General features: G+C 47.5%; 21 protein-coding genes. 8 read left to right on the top strand and 13 right to left on the bottom strand.

Features of this window, described 5'->3' with window-relative positions; all coding sequences use genetic code 11:
• From J3B89_RS16070 to J3B89_RS21530, 4 genes are read left to right on the top strand one after another with little or no spacing between them, the layout of a single operon-like run.
• Positions 1-354, top strand: coding sequence for an ArsC family reductase (locus J3B89_RS16070; RefSeq protein WP_215398615.1), 354 nt, complete (start codon positions 1-3; stop codon positions 352-354).
• The gene (dapE, locus tag J3B89_RS16065; protein ID WP_215398614.1) at positions 351-1493 is read left to right on the top strand and encodes a succinyl-diaminopimelate desuccinylase; all 1143 of its coding nucleotides are present in this window, start codon (positions 351-353) and stop codon (positions 1491-1493) included. Before J3B89_RS16070 ends, dapE begins: the two co-directional genes overlap by 4 nt.
• Positions 1490-2176, top strand: a complete 687-nt coding sequence (locus tag J3B89_RS16060) for a M15 family metallopeptidase (protein ID WP_215398613.1) — start codon at positions 1490-1492, stop codon at positions 2174-2176. Before dapE ends, J3B89_RS16060 begins: the two co-directional genes overlap by 4 nt.
• Positions 2173-2373 carry a DUF2897 family protein gene (locus J3B89_RS21530; protein ID WP_215398612.1) on the top strand — a complete coding sequence of 67 codons (201 nt, stop codon included), beginning with the start codon at positions 2173-2175 and terminating at the stop codon, positions 2371-2373. Before J3B89_RS16060 ends, J3B89_RS21530 begins: the two co-directional genes overlap by 4 nt.
• On the opposite strand, the gene yejK is transcribed toward J3B89_RS21530, so the two are convergent.
• A complete protein-coding gene (gene yejK, locus J3B89_RS16050; RefSeq protein WP_215398611.1) occupies positions 2324-3370 on the bottom strand; it encodes a nucleoid-associated protein YejK in 1047 nt (348 codons plus the stop codon). The two genes, J3B89_RS21530 and yejK, sit on opposite strands and share 50 nt — an antisense overlap.
• A 70-nt stretch (positions 3371-3440) precedes the next feature.
• Between yejK and J3B89_RS16045 the strand changes: the two genes are divergently transcribed.
• Both J3B89_RS16045 and J3B89_RS16040 read left to right on the top strand, forming a co-directional pair.
• Entirely contained in the window at positions 3441-3665 is a 225-nt protein-coding gene (locus J3B89_RS16045) for a YejL family protein (RefSeq protein ID WP_215398610.1), read from the top strand.
• A 6-nt stretch (positions 3666-3671) separates the two neighbouring features.
• Entirely contained in the window at positions 3672-5186 is a 1515-nt protein-coding gene (locus J3B89_RS16040) for a DUF3413 domain-containing protein (RefSeq protein ID WP_215398609.1), read from the top strand.
• A 10-nt stretch (positions 5187-5196) separates the two neighbouring features.
• Here the strand turns inward: J3B89_RS16040 and J3B89_RS16035 are convergent, their stop codons facing one another.
• Positions 5197-5484, bottom strand: coding sequence for a hypothetical protein (locus tag J3B89_RS16035; RefSeq protein WP_215398608.1), 288 nt, complete (start codon positions 5482-5484; stop codon positions 5197-5199).
• Positions 5485-5609: 125 nt separating this feature from the next.
• Here J3B89_RS16035 and J3B89_RS16030 point away from each other — a divergent pair, with 125 nt between their 5' ends.
• Positions 5610-5816 carry a DUF2061 domain-containing protein gene (locus J3B89_RS16030; protein WP_215398607.1) on the top strand — a complete coding sequence of 69 codons (207 nt, stop codon included), beginning with the start codon at positions 5610-5612 and terminating at the stop codon, positions 5814-5816.
• Between the two features lie 26 nt (positions 5817-5842).
• Here J3B89_RS16030 and rlmF read toward each other — a convergent pair whose 3' ends face one another.
• Complete coding sequence (gene rlmF / locus J3B89_RS16025; RefSeq protein WP_215398606.1) at positions 5843-6772, bottom strand: 23S rRNA (adenine(1618)-N(6))-methyltransferase RlmF; 930 nt, start codon at positions 6770-6772, stop codon at positions 5843-5845.
• A gap of 137 nt (positions 6773-6909) precedes the next feature.
• On the opposite strand from rlmF, the gene J3B89_RS16020 reads away from it, so the two are divergent.
• Positions 6910-7743, top strand: a complete 834-nt coding sequence (locus J3B89_RS16020) for a CvfB family protein (RefSeq protein ID WP_215398605.1) — start codon at positions 6910-6912, stop codon at positions 7741-7743.
• Between the two features lie 33 nt (positions 7744-7776).
• On the opposite strand, the gene J3B89_RS16015 is transcribed toward J3B89_RS16020, so the two are convergent.
• From J3B89_RS16015 to pheS, 10 genes are all read right to left on the bottom strand, one after another.
• Complete coding sequence (locus J3B89_RS16015; protein ID WP_215398604.1) at positions 7777-7968, bottom strand: CsbD family protein; 192 nt, start codon at positions 7966-7968, stop codon at positions 7777-7779.
• Between the two features lie 229 nt (positions 7969-8197).
• Positions 8198-9439, bottom strand: a complete 1242-nt coding sequence (locus tag J3B89_RS16010) for an SAM-dependent methyltransferase (protein WP_215398603.1) — start codon at positions 9437-9439, stop codon at positions 8198-8200.
• Complete coding sequence (locus tag J3B89_RS16005; protein ID WP_215398602.1) at positions 9436-10200, bottom strand: DUF1365 domain-containing protein; 765 nt, start codon at positions 10198-10200, stop codon at positions 9436-9438. The genes J3B89_RS16010 and J3B89_RS16005 overlap by 4 nt, the downstream gene beginning before the upstream one ends.
• On the bottom strand, positions 10200-11456 hold the full coding sequence (locus J3B89_RS16000; RefSeq protein WP_215398601.1) for an NAD(P)/FAD-dependent oxidoreductase: 1257 nt from the start codon (positions 11454-11456) through the stop codon (positions 10200-10202). The genes J3B89_RS16005 and J3B89_RS16000 overlap by 1 nt, the downstream gene beginning before the upstream one ends.
• 35 nt (positions 11457-11491) lie before the next feature.
• Positions 11492-11935 (bottom strand): nuclear transport factor 2 family protein, encoded by a 444-nt coding sequence (locus J3B89_RS15995; RefSeq protein WP_215398600.1) that lies wholly within the window; start codon positions 11933-11935, stop codon positions 11492-11494.
• On the bottom strand, positions 11932-13353 hold the full coding sequence (gene phrB, locus J3B89_RS15990; RefSeq protein ID WP_215398599.1) for a deoxyribodipyrimidine photo-lyase: 1422 nt from the start codon (positions 13351-13353) through the stop codon (positions 11932-11934). The genes J3B89_RS15995 and phrB overlap by 4 nt, the downstream gene beginning before the upstream one ends.
• 1 nt (position 13354) lies before the next feature.
• The gene (locus J3B89_RS15985) at positions 13355-14296 is read right to left on the bottom strand and encodes a YbgA family protein (RefSeq protein WP_215398598.1); all 942 of its coding nucleotides are present in this window, start codon (positions 14294-14296) and stop codon (positions 13355-13357) included.
• A 147-nt stretch (positions 14297-14443) separates the two neighbouring features.
• Positions 14444-14740, bottom strand: coding sequence for an integration host factor subunit alpha (gene ihfA / locus J3B89_RS15980; RefSeq protein WP_068235786.1), 297 nt, complete (start codon positions 14738-14740; stop codon positions 14444-14446).
• Between the two features lie 2 nt (positions 14741-14742).
• Positions 14743-17130 carry a phenylalanine--tRNA ligase subunit beta gene (gene pheT / locus J3B89_RS15975; protein ID WP_215398597.1) on the bottom strand — a complete coding sequence of 796 codons (2388 nt, stop codon included), beginning with the start codon at positions 17128-17130 and terminating at the stop codon, positions 14743-14745.
• A 15-nt stretch (positions 17131-17145) separates the two neighbouring features.
• Positions 17146-18126, bottom strand: coding sequence for a phenylalanine--tRNA ligase subunit alpha (gene pheS / locus J3B89_RS15970; protein ID WP_068235781.1), 981 nt, complete (start codon positions 18124-18126; stop codon positions 17146-17148).
• Positions 18127-18156 lie beyond the last annotated feature (30 nt).

Here is an 18156-nt window from a genome sequence, read left to right as displayed (position 1 = left end):
ATGACTACGCTATACGGCATAAAAAATTGTGACACCATAAAAAAAGCTCGTAGCTGGCTGGAGCAACAGCAAATACCCTATCAGTTTATTGACTACCGTGTTGATGGTTTAACAGCTACGCAGTTGCAAACCTTCGCCACTCACTGCGGCTGGCAAAACCTGCTTAATACCCGGGGCACAACATACCGACAGTTAGCTCAAAGCGATAAAGCCGATCTGACCGAGCAAAAAGCACTGGCACTAATGCTGGCGCAACCAGCGATGATTAAAAGACCATTACTGCTACACAACGGCAAATACCATTTAGGCTTCAAACCGGGCGACTATCAACAAATTTTTGGACCAAACACATGAGTAGTCAAAGCGCCGTAGTGGCATTAACACAAGATTTAATTTCCCGCCCCTCTGTCACACCGGAAGATGCCGGCTGCCAGCAACTCATGGCTACGCGTCTGGCTGCAGTAGGCTTTAATATTGAAGTTATGCATTTTGAAGATACGTTAAACATGTGGGCACGCCGCGGTAACGGCAAACCGGTATTTTGTTTTGCCGGCCACACTGATGTAGTACCTACAGGGCCGGTAGAACAATGGCACACACCACCGTTTGAGCCAACCATTATCGGTGATACGCTGTACGGCCGCGGAGCGGCCGATATGAAAGGTAGCCTGGCGGCAATGGTGGTAGCAACAGAGCGTTTTTTGCAGCGCTTCCCCACTCCCAAATTCGATCTGGCTTATCTTATTACCAGTGATGAAGAAGGCCCCTTCATCAATGGCACGAAAAGAGTGATAGAAACGCTGGAGGCCCGCAACGAAAAGATTAGCTGGTGCATTGTTGGTGAACCCTCCAGCAGCCAGAAAGCCGGTGACGTAGTTAAAAATGGCCGGCGCGGTTCATTAACCGGGCAGCTTACGGTAAAAGGTATTCAGGGCCATGTTGCCTACCCGCAGCTGGCAGAAAATCCGGTACACAAAGCCGCTGCCGCTTTAGCTGAGCTGGCGGCAGAGCAATGGGACAACGGCAATGCTTACTTCCCGGCTACCAGCTTTCAAATTGCCAATATACATGCCGGTACCGGTGCATCAAATGTGATCCCCGGTGAATTAAACGTCATGTTTAACTTTCGTTACAGTACCCAAAGCAGCGCAGAACAACTACAACAACGTGTTATTGCCCTGCTGGACAAACATGGTTTGAACTATGATTTGGATTGGACATTAAACGGCCTGCCATTTTTAACTGACAGTGGCAGCCTGGTGGCGGCAACAGTGAAAGCCATTTATCAGGTTCAGGGCTTTGAAACACGGTTGGAAACTACAGGAGGTACCTCAGATGGCCGCTTTATCGCCCCAACCGGTGCTCAGGTGGTTGAACTTGGTCCCTGTAATGCCACTATTCATAAAATTAATGAATGTGTGTCAGTAACCGATCTGGAGCAACTAGCCAAAATGTACGAAGCCATACTGGAACAGCTTGAACTTAGCCTATGATTGATTGCAGCAACGATATTCTGACCGGCCTGAGCGAGCAGCACCTGCTAATGCGCCCGGACGGTTTTATGCTGCACAAAGATGTCGCGCAACCCTTTACTGCATTATGTACCGCAGCCAAAACAGATGGCATTGAAATAACTATTGTTTCTGCTTTTCGCTCCTATCAGCGCCAGGCAGCTATTTGGCAGGCCAAATTAGCGGGACAAAGGCCTGTTTACGATCAGGCTGGGCAAGTAATTGATATCCACAGCTTAACCGGAAAAGCTAAACTCGATGCCGTACTCTTGTACTCGGCATTGCCCGGTGCCAGCCGCCATCATTGGGGCACAGACATTGATGTGTACGATGCCGGCGCAGGGCCTCCAGAGTACAAACCGCAACTTGAGCCAGCAGAATATGGCCCGGATGGCCCATTTTACCGGCTACAGCAGTGGTTAAGTGCATATGCAGCCGACTTTGGCTTTTTTCTGCCGTACCGCGAGTTTCAGGGAGGGGTTGCTGCAGAACCCTGGCATATAAGTTACCAACCACTGGCCAGCGCTTATCTGACCAGCTTTAACAGTGCAATATTGCGCCAGTGCCTGACGCAACATCCTCTGGCAGAGCAGCAATTAGTGTTAACCCACCTCGATGATATTTTTAACCGCTATGTTGCGAACATCTGTCTGGCCACACCATGAACTGGCTACTGTTTTGGGCATTAGCCCTGGCCTTTGGCCTGGTGATCAGTAATCTTCTGCTAATAAAGCACGCAGCAAAATTAAAAATGCCCTCTGCACCAAAGCCGCCAGAAGGCACTAAAAATAACGCTACTACAACGCATAAAACTACTCAGCAGAACCCTGCTCACGATCAAACGCCGAATAGCCCTGAATAAAACGTTGCAACTGATCGCGCAGGTTAGGTGGTGTACCTTTAATCAAAATCGTATCGCTGTGTGGATCATACTGCACTCTGTCGCCAAGCAGTTTCTGCTCGAAACTTAACGACAGCCCGGCGCCCTGCCCGGCGAATTTAATCAGTTTTTTCAGCTCTTTTACTTCTACCGGAAACTGCTCTGCCACCTCAAGCTGTTGCTCCTGGCAATAACGTAAAAAACCCTGTTGCTCCTGCTCATCAATAACAGCCGACAACTCGCTTAATACCACATCCTGCCCGGCTTTAGCCCGCTCTTCACAGTAACTGAACACTTGTTTACGGGCATCCGTTTTTTCATTACTGTCAAACTCGGCAGCACTGAAGTATTCCTCCACTGACGCCAGTACTACCTTACTGTTTACCCGCGCATCGGTGCCTTCTTCACAACCTAAAAAATCAAGAAAGAAATCGGCCACTTTACGCCCGGCGCGACCACGGATAAAACTAATATATTTTCCCTGTTCCGGCGAACTGCGATACTCGGTTAAATCAATACGGGCGGCCAGTTGCATTCTGGCAATATCCAGGTGGCGTGAAGTCGCCAATTCCAGATCTTCACTCAAAGAAAAGTGGTCTTTACTACCTAACAGGCAAAACAGCAGGTAATCACCGGCCAGATAGCGATAATGACAAATCAGCAAATAACCGCTTTCCGGTAACTGATGCGCCAGCAATTGCTGCTCCAGCGCTGCGGTAGCAGTATTAGCCAGAACGAGAAAATCCGAGGTTTGCTTTTGCCAGTCATTCAATACTGCCATAACCTGCGGATCTTTATCAGCACTAAAAGCAGCATAGCCTTTGGCGGGCTTGCCGTTGTACGCCAGGTGCAACTGCTCTACCAAATGTGCCACTGCCGCCGTAGGCGTAACCAAAGACGGCCGGTAGTGCGCTTTACTCTGGGTTTGTTCATCCAGCTCAAGGTAATTTATCGCCAACTGTTGCACATCTACTGACATAACTTTTCCTGTTTAAAATGAATTCTGTTACTATTCTAACTGTTTAAACCACATGACTTGCGGATAATTCATGCCAATTGTATCAAAGTATTCCACCACTCAGATTGAAAAACTGGTAAATCAGTTACTGGATGTACTGCACAACGAAAAAGCCACCACAGAACTAAGCCTGATGTGTCTGGGCAATGCCATCAGCCATGTTGTTAACAGCAGCGTACCGGTAGCACAGCGCAAAACCGTTGTTGCCCACTTTAATCAGGCATTAACTGATGCCGTAAATATCAAAGCGAACTAAGCGCGTATGGTGCTGGAAAATAATCTGTCACTGGTAAAAAAAGTAAACCGCCTGCTCAACTGGGGCCATTGGTTCAGTTTTTTTAATATTCTGCTGGCGCTTGCCGTTACTTCAGCGTACTGGTTAGCAGAACCCTCGCCTGCCTCTGTTTTGGGCTGGCTGTATCTGCTGTTAAACTGGATTGGCCACACCGCTTTTTTGTGTTTTATGTTTTTTATCCTGACTATTTTCCCGGTGTCGCTGATATTTCCGTACCAGCGCCATGTACGTGGCTTGGCCGCTATACTGGCAACCACGGCGTTGGTAGTGCTGATTTTTGATGCTTATGTTTATGCCAGCCTTGGTTATCACATCGGCAGTGCCTCAATTGATCAGGCCACTGAGTTACTGCGCCAGCAAATAGTCACCAACTTACGTAATTTCGTGTTGATTGTACTGGCTGTTGGCTCTTTACTGCTGGCCATTGAGTTAACCCTCAGCAACTACTGCTGGAAAAAAGTAGAGCGCTTAAAACAGTCTGGTATCGCAACGCCTTTATTTGCACTTTTTATCAGCAGTTTTATGTTAAGCCACCTGCTGCATATATATGCTGATGCCAATCTGAAGTACGATGTCACCAAGCAAGACAATGTATTGCCTTTATCTTATCCGGCCACCGCGAAAACCTTTCTGGCCCGTTATCAGTTGGTAGACTTAAACCAACGCGCTCTGGTGCAGCTGGATAAGCTCAGCTTACCAAATCAGTTTGTTCATCAGGCACTGGAGTGCCAAGCTGAGCAGGCCGGTGCGTCAACCCTGCTACTGGTTAGCCACGATTTTAGCGAGCAGCTGAAAAACACTTTTGCCAGCAAAGGCTTAAGGCCACTGGAGCAGCATTTTGCACCGCGCGCTGTTAATGAGGCTTTACTAAACTTACTTTATGGCAAGTTTATGATAGATAATCAAACTGAGCAGCAACTGCTGGCTGAACCTGGCTGGCTGGCCCAACTATCACCAGCCAATATCAGCATCAGCCGCAGCGCAGATACTGAAGTTGCCAGCTTGCCCTGGCTGCAGGCCGGGCTTGCCGGTCAGTTTGCTATTGTGTTTGATGACACACCTGAGCAGCGCTGGGAAAAGTATCAGCAGTACAGCAATATTGTGCTGATGAAGATCACCGGCAGCCACAATCAGTTTAATCTGGCACCGGTTCAGGTTTGGTCAAACTGGACCGCGTTACGCCGGTTACAACCGCATCAGGTAACCCAGCATCTGGACTGGCTGCCAACACTGCTGGCACAGGCTGGCTGTAGCGCTCATGCGAGTTGGCTGGGTGACAATCTGCTAAAACCCCGCTCATTACCCAAACTCAATATCAGTGGTCAGGAGATTATCAGCTTTAAAAAAGACAAGATGGTCATACTACGTGCCGATGGTAGTTACGGTGTCTGGTCAGCCGGTACATTGCTGCCACTAAACGATAAACTTGATTTGCCCATGTTGATTGATGCATTAAAACGGATCGAAACACCTCAGCATTAACTGCCCCGTTTTAATGCACTGTTTGCGCAGGCCGCCTGGGTGGCCTGCCCGCCAGCTCTAATTCCGCCAAATGCAATATATTGGTTAATGCGATAGGTACTACCGGCTCAGAAAACCGCTCCATATAAGCGACTTCAGCCTCTTTTAACATCTGCTGGCATAATTGATCGTACATACTAAAGCCATCATAGGCCAAAGGCTCGTTCAGCTCTGCCAGTTTTAGTTCGCGCTGGCGCCGCATAAACCAATGCAATAAAAACTCAAACTGTTTTACCTCTAACCACTGCCGCCAATCCATACCCATCTCCGATAGCGTGTTACGACATCATTCATAAAAACGATTAACTTAAGCTAATTTATTCACTTTAAACAATATTAAGAACCGTTATCATTTAGTTTATAGCGATTACAGAGGATACCACCATGACAAAGACCATCACTTTTGCTGTTATGCATTTCAGCATTGCGTTTGCCGTAACTTACCTGATCACTGGCAGCTTCGTACTGGGCGGCCTGATCGCGGTGGTAGAACCTGCAGTTAACACTGTGGGTTACTTTTTCCACGAAAAAATCTGGCAAAAACTTGGCAATACCGCTTCAGCAGGTAAAAAGGTAGAGTGTATAAATTAACAGGCCGGTTGTTAACGGGCACTATGTTAAACCACACTCTGCCACTGTATTTGCTGCTGTGGTGTCAGAAAGCTCCAGGCAAGAATACGGCTGACTTTTTGCCCCTGGCGCATTTCGATCACCTCAGATTGTACAGCGCCGACACTGCGCAACAACTTTTTCAGTATACTCACATGCTTTTGCTGTGACACCAAAGTACTGAACCAGCACACCTGCTGTTTGAACAGCTGGCTTTCAATGATCATCTGGCTGATAAATTTAAGCTCTCCGCCTTCGCACCACAGCTCATGTTGTTGTCCGGCAAAGTTACGTTGATGCCCCTGATCGGCTTTACCAAGATTAGTCCATTTTCTGCGACTTGCCGCTTCAGCTTCTGCCTCGGATGCAAAAAACGGCGGATTACACATTGTCAGGTTAAACCGTTGCCCGCTTTTTATTACCCCACTGAAAATTGCCTTTGTGTCGTGCTGCTGCACAATATTAATATGCGATTTAAGCGCCGGGTTAGCCGCAACAATAAGTGCTGCTGCCTTAACAGCCACGGCATCAATATCGGTGCCATATACCTGCCAGCCATAGCTCTGGCTGGCAATAACCGGGTAAATCACATTAGCTCCGGTGCCAATATCAAGTAATTTAATGCGCTTGCCCTTTGGTAAATCGCTATAGCTGCGCGCCAGTAAATCTGCCAGATAATGCACGTAATCTGCCCGTCCCGGGATCGGCGGGCATAAATAGCCTGGCGGTAATTGCCAGTACTTCACCTGATAATATTTTGCCAGCAAAGCCTGGTTAAGCAGTAACACGGCCTGGTTATCGGTAAAATCGATGGTAGCCTCTGCCGACGGGGTCAACCTTACATAAGTTGCCAGTTCAGGCAAGGCAGTAATAAGCGCAGCAAAGTCGTAACGGCCCTGATGAAGATTTCGCGGATGGAGTAACGATAGTGAAGACACTTGATGGCAGAGCCTGTATCAGGAAAAATTGCGCTAAGTTTACCATGCTATGGCTAATATGAAGCAGTACCGCAAAAAAACCGCTACAATAGCCGCCATTGTAATCTGCCCGCTTGGGGCGCACTTTTGGATACGGCATGCTGGCTCTTGGAAAAATTAACCGTTTAACGGTAAAAAAACAGGTTAAATTTGGCTTTTATCTGGATGGTTTAAGCTGGGGTGAAATTCTGCTGCCCAATAACGTAGCACCAGCGGGCCTGGAGATTGGCCAGCAGTTGGATGTCTTTTTATATCTGGATTCAGAAGATCAGCTTATTGCAACGACTGAACAACCGAAAATTAAAGTGGGCGAAGTGGCACAGCTGCAGGTTATTGCTACCACTAAAGTAGGCGCTTTTGTTAACTGGGGCCTGAAAAAAGACCTGCTGGTGCCTTTTAGTGAACAGCAAATTCCACTAAAAGAAGGCAATAAATACTTACTGTATTGCTATGTCGATAACAGCAACCGCATCGTGGCATCCAGCAAACTCGACCGGCACTTGCACAAAACCACTCCTGAATATAAGCCTGGAGATAAAGTCGACATTATTGTCAGTGAACAAACCGACATTGGCTATAAAGCCATTGTGAATCATCAGCACTGGGGCGTATTGTACAAAAATGAGGTGTTTAAACCGCTACGCCGCGGCGAAAAAATGCAGGCATTTATTGTTAAAGTACGCGACGATGGCAAAATTGATCTGCGCTTAAACGCCACTACTTATAAACAAGCACTGGAGCTTACCGAGCTGGTGCTGAAAAAGCTGCAACAAAACGGTGGCAAACTGGCGTTAACCGACAAGAGTTCTCCGGAGCTGATTTATGCAACCTTTGGTGTTAGCAAAAAGGCTTATAAGCAAGCTATTGGTACTTTATACAAAGACAAGAAAATCGTTATTCTGGAAGCTGGCATCATTCTGGTAAACAGTTAAAAAGGGCCATACGGCCCTTTTTAACTGGTGGCATCACTCTGTGAAGCGCCTGAACTCATCTTCAGCTTCTTCGCGGGTCATGCCATAATGTTCCTGCATTTTGCCACAGAACTTTTCAAAGCGGCCGTTTACTTCTGTCAGATCGTCATCGGTTAACTTACCCCATTTCTCTTTAACAGAGCCTTTCACCTGACGCCATTTGCCTTCTGCAATATCACTATTCATAATTTGCTCCACTGTTAGTTACCAAACACTGCAAATACGTGTGAATTACCCAGCCGCGTATTGCAGTAGCCACTTGAATAAAGCAAAGCATGTACCATAAATAAAAATAGAAATAACACTCTGTTTTTCATAGTGTTATTTGTTAACCTTGCTTAGTGGTTAAATGCGGTTTAATAAAGGTAAGTAGCTTTTACCGGCGTCATTGCAACTTTTGCCGACTAATCAACAGTTAAGCACTGCGGTTTTGTGGTTTAGACAACACCAAATGTACCGCACTGGTTGCCCGCTCTCTAAACCCGCCCTCACAGTAGCAAAGATAAAAGTGCCATAGCCGGACAAAGTTATCGTCATACCCCAACTGATGCACCTTGTCGCGGGCATGCATAAAATTATCGCACCAGTCTCTTAGCGTTCTGGCGTAATCAAAACCTATATCCTGCAAATGACGCAAAGCAAAGTCTGTTTTACGGCTAATGGCATCGGTCATCCGACTGACTGACGGTAAACAGCCACCGGGAAATACATAGCGTTTAATAAAATCAACCTCACGCACATACTGGCTATAACGTTGGTCAACGATAGTAATAGCCTGCAATACCATTAAACCATCAGGTTTTAGCAGACTGGCGCATTTTTCAAAATAAGTATCCAGATAGTCTTCACCGACAGCTTCTATCATTTCTATCGACACTAATTTGTCATATTGGCCTGTCAGATCGCGGTAATCATGCAGCAATAATGTAATTTGCTGCTGTAGCCCCAACGTTTCAATACGGGCCTTGGCGTAGTCATACTGCTGCTGTGAAATAGTTGTAGTGGTGACTTTGCAGCCATAGTGCTGAGCGGCAAATATCGCCATACCGCCCCAACCTGTGCCAATTTCAAGCAAATGATCTTCGGGTTTTAACTGCAATTTTTCGCAAATTATCTGCAGTTTATGCTGCTGTGCCCGGGCCAGATCAGCTGTCATATCAGGATAAACAGCGCTGGAATACATCATGCTACTGTCTAAAAACAGCCGGTACATATCGTTGCCAAGATCATAGTGTGCTGCAATGTTCTTTCTGGCTTGCTGTTTCGAGTTACGGTTGCGCCAATTCAGTAGCTTTAGCAACGGGCGCCCTAAACGGGTCATCGCCGAATCCAGTTTGTCCAGAGCAGTCAGGTTAAGAGCAAAAATACGCACCAGTGCTGTTAAGTTGTCGCAACGCCACCAGCCATAAATATAAGCTTCGCCTCCGCCTACAGAACCTGCCATGACTATTTTCTGGTAAAAGCCGGGATCAACGACGGTAATAACAGCCTTTAATTCAGCGTGCTCATCACCAAAACGCAGACGTTGATTACCTTCTACCACGGTAATATCGCCATGTTTCAGCTGGTTGATAAAATCCAGCGCAAATTTCCGGCATAAGCGGTCAAACCAGCTCAGATTGTCAAAAACTGAAACTTCAGTAAGGCTCATGGTCATGCATTGGTATCCTTCGTTTTGGGGTGGGCATGCACAGGGATCCCTTTAAAATAAAGCTTTACAGCATGCCAGTATATTCGCAGTACTATCTGTACGTTTTGCCATGGCTGACGGATCAGCCATTTTCGCCGCCATAACGCACTGAGCTCATACCGCGTTAAGTTAATCCAGGCGCTGAAAATGTGTTTATCTGCCTCAGTATTGCGAATACTGCACTGCAGACTCTGAGCCGGAGTGCTGATTTGCCAGTGGTATTGCATATTCATTGGATGAAATGGCGATACATGAAAGGCTTTATCGTGCACAAAATGATGTAAACCGGTGTCTGTTGCTTGCAGCGGTATGGTCTGTAAATAATAATGCCGCTCGTTCCAGGGTGTGTTGCTTACTTCGGCCAGTAAATAACAAAAACGCCCCTGTTCGTCATAGCAGTAGTACAGTGTCAACGGGCTGAAATACAGGCCCCAGTTGGCCAGCGGCGTGAGTATAAATACCCTTGCCACCGGAAGAGTACCGCCAAGCTCAGCAACCTTTTGGCACACAGCGCTATATACACTGCCGCTGCCAGGCAGATAATCTTTGCGCCTAAAGCTCAGCGCGCCAAAGCGTTCATACTTAATGCCACAGGCTTGCAGTGCGGTTTGCTCCAGCTTGCTGCAATCAAGCCAATATTGCGCCAGCGGGTAACTAAAACCATGTTCGCGCGGGGCCAGCCGTAAATGCCCTACCTCGCCCTGATATACCGCATGACCAGAGTACATTAATAATCCACTCCTAATAACGCAGCAACTTCTACTGCGCTTCTGGCGCCGTCCTCATGAAAACCGTTATGCCAGTATGCACCGCAGTAATAGGTATGATGATGACCATTGATTTTATGCCGTTGCTGCTGTGCAGCCAGAGTGTAATGGTTGTATACCGGATGGTCGTACTGGAAAACACGGATAATTTTAGCCGGATCAATAGCCTGAGTATTATTCAGCGTGACACAAAATGTGACCGGGGCGCTGATACCCTGCAGCAGGTTCATGTTATACGTAAGCGTGGCGCGATCATTGGTATTAGCATCCAGGTTATAATTCCAGGCAGCCCAGGCCCGCTTGCGTTTGGGTAATAAACGGGTATCGGTATGCAACACAACCTCGTTCTGCTGATACGCAATACCACCTAATATTACACGCTCTTGCTCTGTGGCATTATCTCCAAGCAATCGTAGCGCCTGGTCGCTGTGGCAGGCCAGAATCAACTTGTCATATTGTTCGGTGCGTCCGTCAGCAAAGCTTAATGTGACACCATGTTCATTGCGCGAAATATCACTAATCTGCTGCTGCAGTTTTACTTTATCCTGCCCCAGTTTTGCTAACAAAGCCTGCACGTAGCTTCTGGAACCCCCTTTAATAACTGACCACTGCGGCCTGTCGGTAATATTCAGCAGACCATGATTATTAAAAAAGCGCAGAAAAAAACGTACCGGAAATGCCGGCATATCTGCCAGGCCAGCCGACCAGATTGCGGCACCCATTGGCATTAGGTAGTTATCACGAATGCCATTACCAAAATTATGCTTTAGTAAAAAATCCCCCAGGGCCAGATCCAGATCGGCGTCATTAGCTGCCAGCAGGCGTTTACCCAGTTTATTAAAACGCACAATGTCGCTAAGCATTAACCAGAACGATGGCCGCAGTATATTGCGGCGCTGAGCAAATAAACTGGCAAGGGTATTTCCGTTATACTCCAGGTTTTGTGCACTGTTTTTGACTGAAAAGCTCATTGTAGTGTGGTTAAATGCAACACCAAGCTCTGCAATAAAGCGGTTAAATATAGGATAAGTCCAGTTATTAAACACAATAAAGCCGGTATCAATGGCGTACGACTTGCCGGCAACTTCAACATCTGTTGTTGCTGTATGGCCACCAAGGTAATCGTTCGCTTCAAGCAGCGTTACATCATGCTTTTGCTGCAACAAATACCACGCCATCATGCCCGAAATACCACCACCCACTACCGCTATACGCATACTGCTCCTTTATACCACTCTATGTTCTGGCTGCTTTACTGACCGTTGGCCATGCGTTGTTTTACTTTATCGGTTAACCAGCCAATAACCGGTAAGTGCTGGTACACCATTTCACTTAAGTCATAGTAATCACGGTGATAAATAATCAAACCATCCTGCCAGCGTAATACGCTGCAACCGTTTACTACTATAGTTTTACCTTTACCTATTGCCGGATGGCTAAACTGCATCAACCAGCTGATAAACCCTTGGTCTTCCTGCTCCATTTGCTGCAAAGCAGTAAACTCACAGCACTGTAAACGGGCATACGCATGAGCAAAATATTCTGTCAGTGCGTTGCGGCCATGTAGCTCGTGTACCGGATCAATAAAGCTGACATCAGCATGATACAGCTGTGGCAGTGTCTGCATATTCTGGCCGGACAAGCCATTATAAAATGCCAGAAATTGTTCAATGCGTGGGGCTGCTGCAGTACTCATGCTGTTTTCTTTACCTCTGCAAAAAGCGCTAATGTATGTTTACGGGCTTCAGCGTGATCAACAACCGGCGCAGGATACCCGATAGCAATGCCTGCTCCATGTGGCCAATGTATCGCTTTACCTTGTAGTCTACTTAGCTCTGGCACATAGAAACGGATAAAATCACCGTTTGGATCAAACTTTTCACTCTGGCTGACCGGATTAAAAATACGGAAATAAGGTGCTGCGTCGGTGCCGGTAGAAGCGGCCCACTGCCAGCCGCCATTATTGGCAGCAAAGTCACCATCAATCAGCTTTGACATAAAGTAACGCTCACCCCAACGCCAGTCGATGTGCAAATCTTTAACCAGAAAACTGGCCGTGATCATGCGCAGCCGGTTATGCATCCAGCCGGTTTGGTTTAACTGCCGCATCGCTGCATCAACAATCGGATACCCGGTCATACCCTCACACCAGGCTTTAAACAGCGAAGGATGGTTACTCCAACGAATAGTGGCAGTTTCAGCCTGAAATGGCTGATGTTTTATTAAATCGGGGTAAGCCAGCAAAATATGTTTATAAAACTCACGCCAGATAAGTTCAGACAGCCAGACTTCAGCACCGCTTTTATCTTGCTGCCAGCTGTCGGCAGCTTCCAGTTGCAAACGTGCTATACACTGCGCTGCAGAAACAACGCCGATAGCCAGATAAGCCGACAGCTTTGATGTACCTTCTATGGCCGGAAAATCACGGGCATTTTGGTAGTCGTGTACTTTTTCACGGCAAAAAGCCCGCATTAACTGCAATACCTCATGCTCTGCTACCGGCCAGGCCGCAGAGCTGTTATCGCCTGGTTTTAACGCCGGAAAATCAGGCAATTGCAGTTCCGTCTGCACCAATGCATTGGGACGGGCATAGCAGCTTATACCTTGCTGCTTTAACTGCGCCAGCCAACTGCGTTTAAACGGGGTAAACACTTTATAGATATCCCCCTGCTGGGTACGCACAGAGCCCGGAGGCATAATGCACTGCGTATCAAAACGGATAAACTGGCCATTTAGTTCCCGCACAACATGCTCCACTGCGTTATCACGCAACTGCTCGCGCAACTCGTACTCACTTTGCACAAATACTTTTAATAAAAAGTGCTGGCCAAGCCGGGTAAAAATTGCGGGAATTTGCTGGTAACTGCTGCCTTCTATGGCTAACAAAGGGATATTAAGCGTTGCCAGTTCTTGTTGTAGTTGCTTAACCCGCCGGCGAAGCAAATCCTGCTTAATGGCTGCCATATCATGTAACTGCCAGGTGTCTGGCGCAGCGATATAAAGAGCCAGTACAGCCGCTCCGGTTCTGGCTGCATCTTCTGTTGCACTGCTTAATACTGCATTATCAAAACTACGTAAATCGTTGCGTAACCACACCACATTCAGCTGCTGCATATCAGGCCCTCAGCCCAAGATTTTCCGGATAAGGTGAAAAATACCGCTGGGCGCCGATATAAGCATTAGGGTATTGCTTTAAATGGTGCTGTAACAGCGTAAGTGGAGCCATAAGCGGCACAAAGCCCTGACGGTAGCGATGGATCAGCTCAGACAGCTCCTGCTTTGCCGCAGAAGTTAAACCATGTTTTAAAAAGCCCTGTAAATGCTGCAGCACATTGGTGTGTTGTTTACGGGTAGCGATATTCTTCAGCGCCTGCATTAAATCATGCAGATAACGCTGCTGTAATTCCTGCGCTGAAAACAGTTTAGCCCTGGCTACCAACCGGCCGAGCTCACGGTATGCTACCGGGCTGTGCGCCATAACCAGAAATTTATAACGGCTGTGAAATGCCACCAGCTTACCGACGGAAAAACCATCCTGCATACTCTGCTGATAGTCGTAGCAACTAAACACCCGGCAGATAAAATTTTCTTTTAGCTCCGGATCAAATAAACGGCCATCTTCTTCTACCGGCAACCAGGGGTAGTGCTGCATCAATTGGCGGGTATAAAGACCTACCCCCAATTTACCAAGCGGCTGGCCTGAGGCATCAAATAACCTTACCCGCTCCATACCACAGCTGGGTGATTTAGCGCAGACAATATAACCGCTAAGATCAGCTAACTGCGGCAGCTTTTTCGCAGTAAAATCCAGCATGGCTGCCGTGTGGTCAATGGCGCTGTTATTGCTTTGCACCAGATGAACACCATGCCCGGCATCTAACTGCAGCCTGATTGCCGGTCGCGGTGAGCTCATACCAATGGCCATTTCCGGACATACCGCTACATATTCAACCCAGGGAGCCAGTTGCTGCAAACAAAAGGCCGACGCTTTATGCCCGCCATCGTAACGCACTTTCTCGCCTAGTACGCAGGCGCTGATCCCTACTTTTATTGTCATAATGTTACCGTTGTATATAAGCTCATTTTATTTACAGCAGTTGAAACAGTTTGGATCGGAATTTTTTTGCAGAGCAGTGCTAAATGCATAAAAAAACGGCAAGTTGCCTGCGCAACTTGCCGCTTTGTTATTCTGAATAACACTAGCTTATTTTTTGCTGGTACCAACCTCAACACGGGATTTTAACTTTTGTCCCGGCCGGAAAGTCACAACACAGCGGGCAGAAATAGGAATATCCTCACCCGTTTTTGGATTACGGCCTGGGCGCTGATTTTTAACCCTAAGGTCAAAGTTGCCAAAGCCAGATAACTTTACCTGATCACCGGCCTCTAGTGCTGCGCGGATCTCTTCAAAAAAAGCTTCCACTATTAATTTGGCATCGCGTTTGCTAACACCAAATTTTGTAAACAGACGTTCTGCTAAATCGGCTTTGGTAAGCGCCATTCTTAATCCCTCAACGTTGCGTTGAACTCTTCACTAAGCGCGTTAACTACTTGATTTACCAACTGTTGGATATCTTTATCTTCCAGGGTACGCGCTATATCCTGCAGGGTCAGTGCAATGGCAAGCGATTTAAAACCCTCTGCCACACCCTGTCCTGTATACACGTCAAACAATTTTAGGTCAACTAATTGATTTCCGCCAACTTTTTTTATAGTAGCAGCTATATCAGCAAAACGCACCTCTGATTTTACTACCACAGCTAAATCACGCCGGTTGGCAGGGTATTTAGACAGCTCACGTGCCTGCACTATATCACGCAGACCAAGCGCAACCACATTAAGTTCAAACAGATAGGTTTTACCTTTAATGCCAAGTTTACGCTCGGCTTCCGGGTGCAGTGCGCCCACATAGCCGGCTAATACATCGCCGCGATAAATTGCGGCAGTTTGACCAGGATGCAAAGCACTGTGCTCTGCAGTAACAAAACGGAACTGCCCGCTTGCTGATGTTTGTGCTAACAGCGCTTCGACATCGCCTTTCACATCATAGAAATCTGCAACACGGTTTTCCATATTCCAGTGCTCGTTGTGCATTGAGCCAACAATAACACCGCCGATCACCGCCTCCTGGCGTACACCACCTTCTGCTGTAGCATCAGGTATAAACTTAAGACCATACTCAAATAAACGAATACGGCTTTGCTGGCGGTTCTGGTTATATTGCACTGTTTGCAACAAGCCAGGCCACAGATTTAACCGCATAGCCGACATGTCGGCTGAAATAGGGTTAGGCAGCACCAGTGCCGTTTGCTGTGGGAACAGCAGCTGCTGCACTTTAGGGTCAACAAAGCTATAGGTAATGGCTTCCTGATACCCTCGGTCTACCAGCACCGTGCGCAGACGCTGAACATTCAGTTCTGCCTCGTTAAAGTTGCGCATTTTCAGTGCGGCCTGCGGTGCAACATTCGGAATACTGTTATAACCGTATACCCGGGCAACTTCTTCAATTAGATCTTCAGCAATGCTGATATCAAAACGGTAACCCGGCACGCTAACCTGCCAGCCTTCGGCTGTTTCACTGACATTCAGCCCCAACCGGCTAAAAATTGCCGTTACCTCAGCTTTAGCAATACTGATACCCAAAATACGCGCCAGCTTGGCTTCAGTCAGGCTGATATCAGCCGCTTTGGGTAAATGAGCTTCAGACACTGCCTCAACAACAGGCCCTGCTTCACCACCACAAATTTGCAGTAATAAAGCGGTTGCGCGCTCCATTGCAACATGCTGTAGCTGCGGGTCAACACCGCGCTCGTAGCGGTGCGATGCATCAGTATGTAAACCATACTGGCGTGCTTTGCCGGCAATGGCCAGCGGGGCAAAAAACGCGCTTTCTAAAAATACATCTTTAGTTTGTGTAGTAACACCGCTGTGCAAACCACCAAATACGCCTGCCATGGCCAGTGCTTTGCTGTTATCGGCAATCAGCAGAGTGTTAGCTTTTAGTGTTACTTCGCTTTCATCCAGCAATACCAGCTTTTCACCTTCTTCAGCCAAACGCACATTGATATCACCGTCGATACAGGCCAGATCAAAGGCATGCATCGGATGCCCCAGCTCCAGTAACACGAAGTTGGTAATATCAACCACCGCATCAATGCTGCGCACGCCACAGCGACGCAGTTTTTCAGTCAGCCACAACGGGCTTGGTGCCTGTACATTTACATTACGTACAATACGGCCCAGATAGCGCGGGCAGGCATCAGGTGCACTTAACGTAATGCCTTTTTTGTCGCTGATTGCAGCAACGACCGGAGTGATCTGTGGCTCGCTTACAGCTTGCTTATTTAACACGCCAACTTCACGTGCCAGGCCTTTAATACCTAAGCAATCAGCCCGATTTGGTGTTAAATCTACTTCAATAATACGGTCGTCCAGTTGCAGATACTGGCGTATATCCTGGCCTACCGGAGCATCCTGCGGCAGTTCAATAATGCCATCTGAGTCATCTGCCATACCAAGTTCAGATAATGAGCACAACATGCCATTTGAAGGCTGGCCGCGTAACTTAGCAGCTTTAATGGTAAAGTCGCCCGGTAATACGGCGCCTACCGTAGCCACTGCCACTTTTAAGCCTTTACGGCAATTTTTTGCACCACACACAATATCCAGCAGCTCACTGCTGCCAATATTCACTTTGGTTACCTGTAATTTGTCGGCATCCGGATGCGGGCCGCACTCAACCACTTCACCCACCATCACGCCGTGAAATTGGCCGGCTACGGTTTCAATGCCGTCAACTTCCAGGCCAGCCATAGACAGCTGTTCAGATAAGGTGTTGGTGTCAATGGCTGGATTTACCCATTCGCGTAACCAGGCTTCACTGAATTTCATCTAAATTAACTCCGCTTATCTGAACTGTTTTAAAAAACGTAAATCGTTTTCGAAGAAGGCGCGCAAGTCAGTAACACCGTAGCGCAACATAGTCAGGCGCTCTACGCCCATACCAAAAGCAAAACCGCTGTACACTTCAGGGTCTATACCCACAGAGCGCAGTACATTAGGATGCACCATACCGCAGCCCAGTACTTCTAACCATTTGCCGTTTTTGCCCATTACATCTACTTCAGCTGAAGGCTCGGTGAACGGGAAAAACGATGGCCGGAACCGGATTTGTAAGTCTTCTTCAAAAAAGTTATGCAAAAAGTCGTGCAGTATGCCTTTTAGCTCGGTAAAGCTGACTTTGGTATCGACCATTAAACCTTCAACCTGATGAAACATCGGCGTGTGAGTTTGGTCGTAATCGTTACGGTATACCCTGCCTGGCGAAATAATCCGCAGTGGTGGCTGCTGTTGCTCCATCGTGCGGATTTGCACGCCGGAGGTTTGGGTACGCAACATCAGTTTCGGATTGAAATAAAAGGTATCGTGATCAGCCCGTGCCGGATGGTGTTCCGGAATATTCAGTGCATCAAAGTTATGAAAGTCATCTTCAATTTCCGGGCCTTGTTTTACTTCAAAGCCAAGTTCAGCGAAAAACGCCGAAATACGCTCAATAGTGCGGGTAACCGGGTGTAAGCCACCGGTTTCCAGCATGCGGCCCGGTAAGGTTACATCAATTTGCTCTTGCGCCAGTTTAGCGGCCAACTGCGCATTTTGCAGCAGATCGCGGCGTGCATTTAGTGCATCCTGCACCTGCTGTTTTAACTCATTGATCTCAGCACCGGCTTGTTTGCGCTGTTCAGGATCCATCGCACCGAGGGATTTTAATAATTCAGTAATACTGCCTTTTTTACCAAGAAACTCGACCCGGATAGTCTCCAGAGCCGGAATATCTGCGGCGCCGGCAACGGCCTGCAAGGCGTTTTCCAATATTGCTGTTAGGTTCATGCGTGTCCTCAAAGCAGCTAAGGGTTAAAT

This window comes from Rheinheimera oceanensis (assembly GCF_018831085.1).
Lineage (GTDB): Bacteria > Pseudomonadota > Gammaproteobacteria > Enterobacterales > Alteromonadaceae > Alishewanella > Alishewanella oceanensis.
The sequence above is the reverse complement of the archived record's forward strand: the minus strand, read 5'-3'. Positions and strand labels throughout refer to the sequence as shown.

Excerpts from the sequence above, each read along its gene's own strand:
- J3B89_RS16070 (WP_215398615.1), top strand. The coding sequence starts at position 1 with ATGACTACGCTATACGGCATAAAAAATTGTGACACCATAAAAAAAGCT.
- dapE (WP_215398614.1), top strand. The coding sequence starts at position 351 with ATGAGTAGTCAAAGCGCCGTAGTGGCATTAACACAAGATTTAATTTCC.
- J3B89_RS16060 (WP_215398613.1), top strand. The coding sequence starts at position 1,490 with ATGATTGATTGCAGCAACGATATTCTGACCGGCCTGAGCGAGCAGCAC.
- J3B89_RS21530 (WP_215398612.1), top strand. The coding sequence starts at position 2,173 with ATGAACTGGCTACTGTTTTGGGCATTAGCCCTGGCCTTTGGCCTGGTG.
- yejK (WP_215398611.1), bottom strand. The coding sequence starts at position 3,370 with ATGTCAGTAGATGTGCAACAGTTGGCGATAAATTACCTTGAGCTGGAT.
- J3B89_RS16045 (WP_215398610.1), top strand. The coding sequence starts at position 3,441 with ATGCCAATTGTATCAAAGTATTCCACCACTCAGATTGAAAAACTGGTA.
- J3B89_RS16040 (WP_215398609.1), top strand. The coding sequence starts at position 3,672 with ATGGTGCTGGAAAATAATCTGTCACTGGTAAAAAAAGTAAACCGCCTG.
- J3B89_RS16035 (WP_215398608.1), bottom strand. The coding sequence starts at position 5,484 with ATGGATTGGCGGCAGTGGTTAGAGGTAAAACAGTTTGAGTTTTTATTG.
- J3B89_RS16030 (WP_215398607.1), top strand. The coding sequence starts at position 5,610 with ATGACAAAGACCATCACTTTTGCTGTTATGCATTTCAGCATTGCGTTT.
- J3B89_RS16020 (WP_215398605.1), top strand. The coding sequence starts at position 6,910 with ATGCTGGCTCTTGGAAAAATTAACCGTTTAACGGTAAAAAAACAGGTT.
- J3B89_RS16015 (WP_215398604.1), bottom strand. The coding sequence starts at position 7,968 with ATGAATAGTGATATTGCAGAAGGCAAATGGCGTCAGGTGAAAGGCTCT.
- J3B89_RS16010 (WP_215398603.1), bottom strand. The coding sequence starts at position 9,439 with ATGACCATGAGCCTTACTGAAGTTTCAGTTTTTGACAATCTGAGCTGG.
- J3B89_RS16005 (WP_215398602.1), bottom strand. The coding sequence starts at position 10,200 with ATGTACTCTGGTCATGCGGTATATCAGGGCGAGGTAGGGCATTTACGG.
- J3B89_RS16000 (WP_215398601.1), bottom strand. The coding sequence starts at position 11,456 with ATGCGTATAGCGGTAGTGGGTGGTGGTATTTCGGGCATGATGGCGTGG.
- J3B89_RS15995 (WP_215398600.1), bottom strand. The coding sequence starts at position 11,935 with ATGAGTACTGCAGCAGCCCCACGCATTGAACAATTTCTGGCATTTTAT.
- phrB (WP_215398599.1), bottom strand. The coding sequence starts at position 13,353 with ATGCAGCAGCTGAATGTGGTGTGGTTACGCAACGATTTACGTAGTTTT.
- J3B89_RS15985 (WP_215398598.1), bottom strand. The coding sequence starts at position 14,296 with ATGACAATAAAAGTAGGGATCAGCGCCTGCGTACTAGGCGAGAAAGTG.
- ihfA (WP_068235786.1), bottom strand. The coding sequence starts at position 14,740 with ATGGCGCTTACCAAAGCCGATTTAGCAGAACGTCTGTTTACAAAATTT.
- pheT (WP_215398597.1), bottom strand. The coding sequence starts at position 17,130 with ATGAAATTCAGTGAAGCCTGGTTACGCGAATGGGTAAATCCAGCCATT.
- pheS (WP_068235781.1), bottom strand. The coding sequence starts at position 18,126 with ATGAACCTAACAGCAATATTGGAAAACGCCTTGCAGGCCGTTGCCGGC.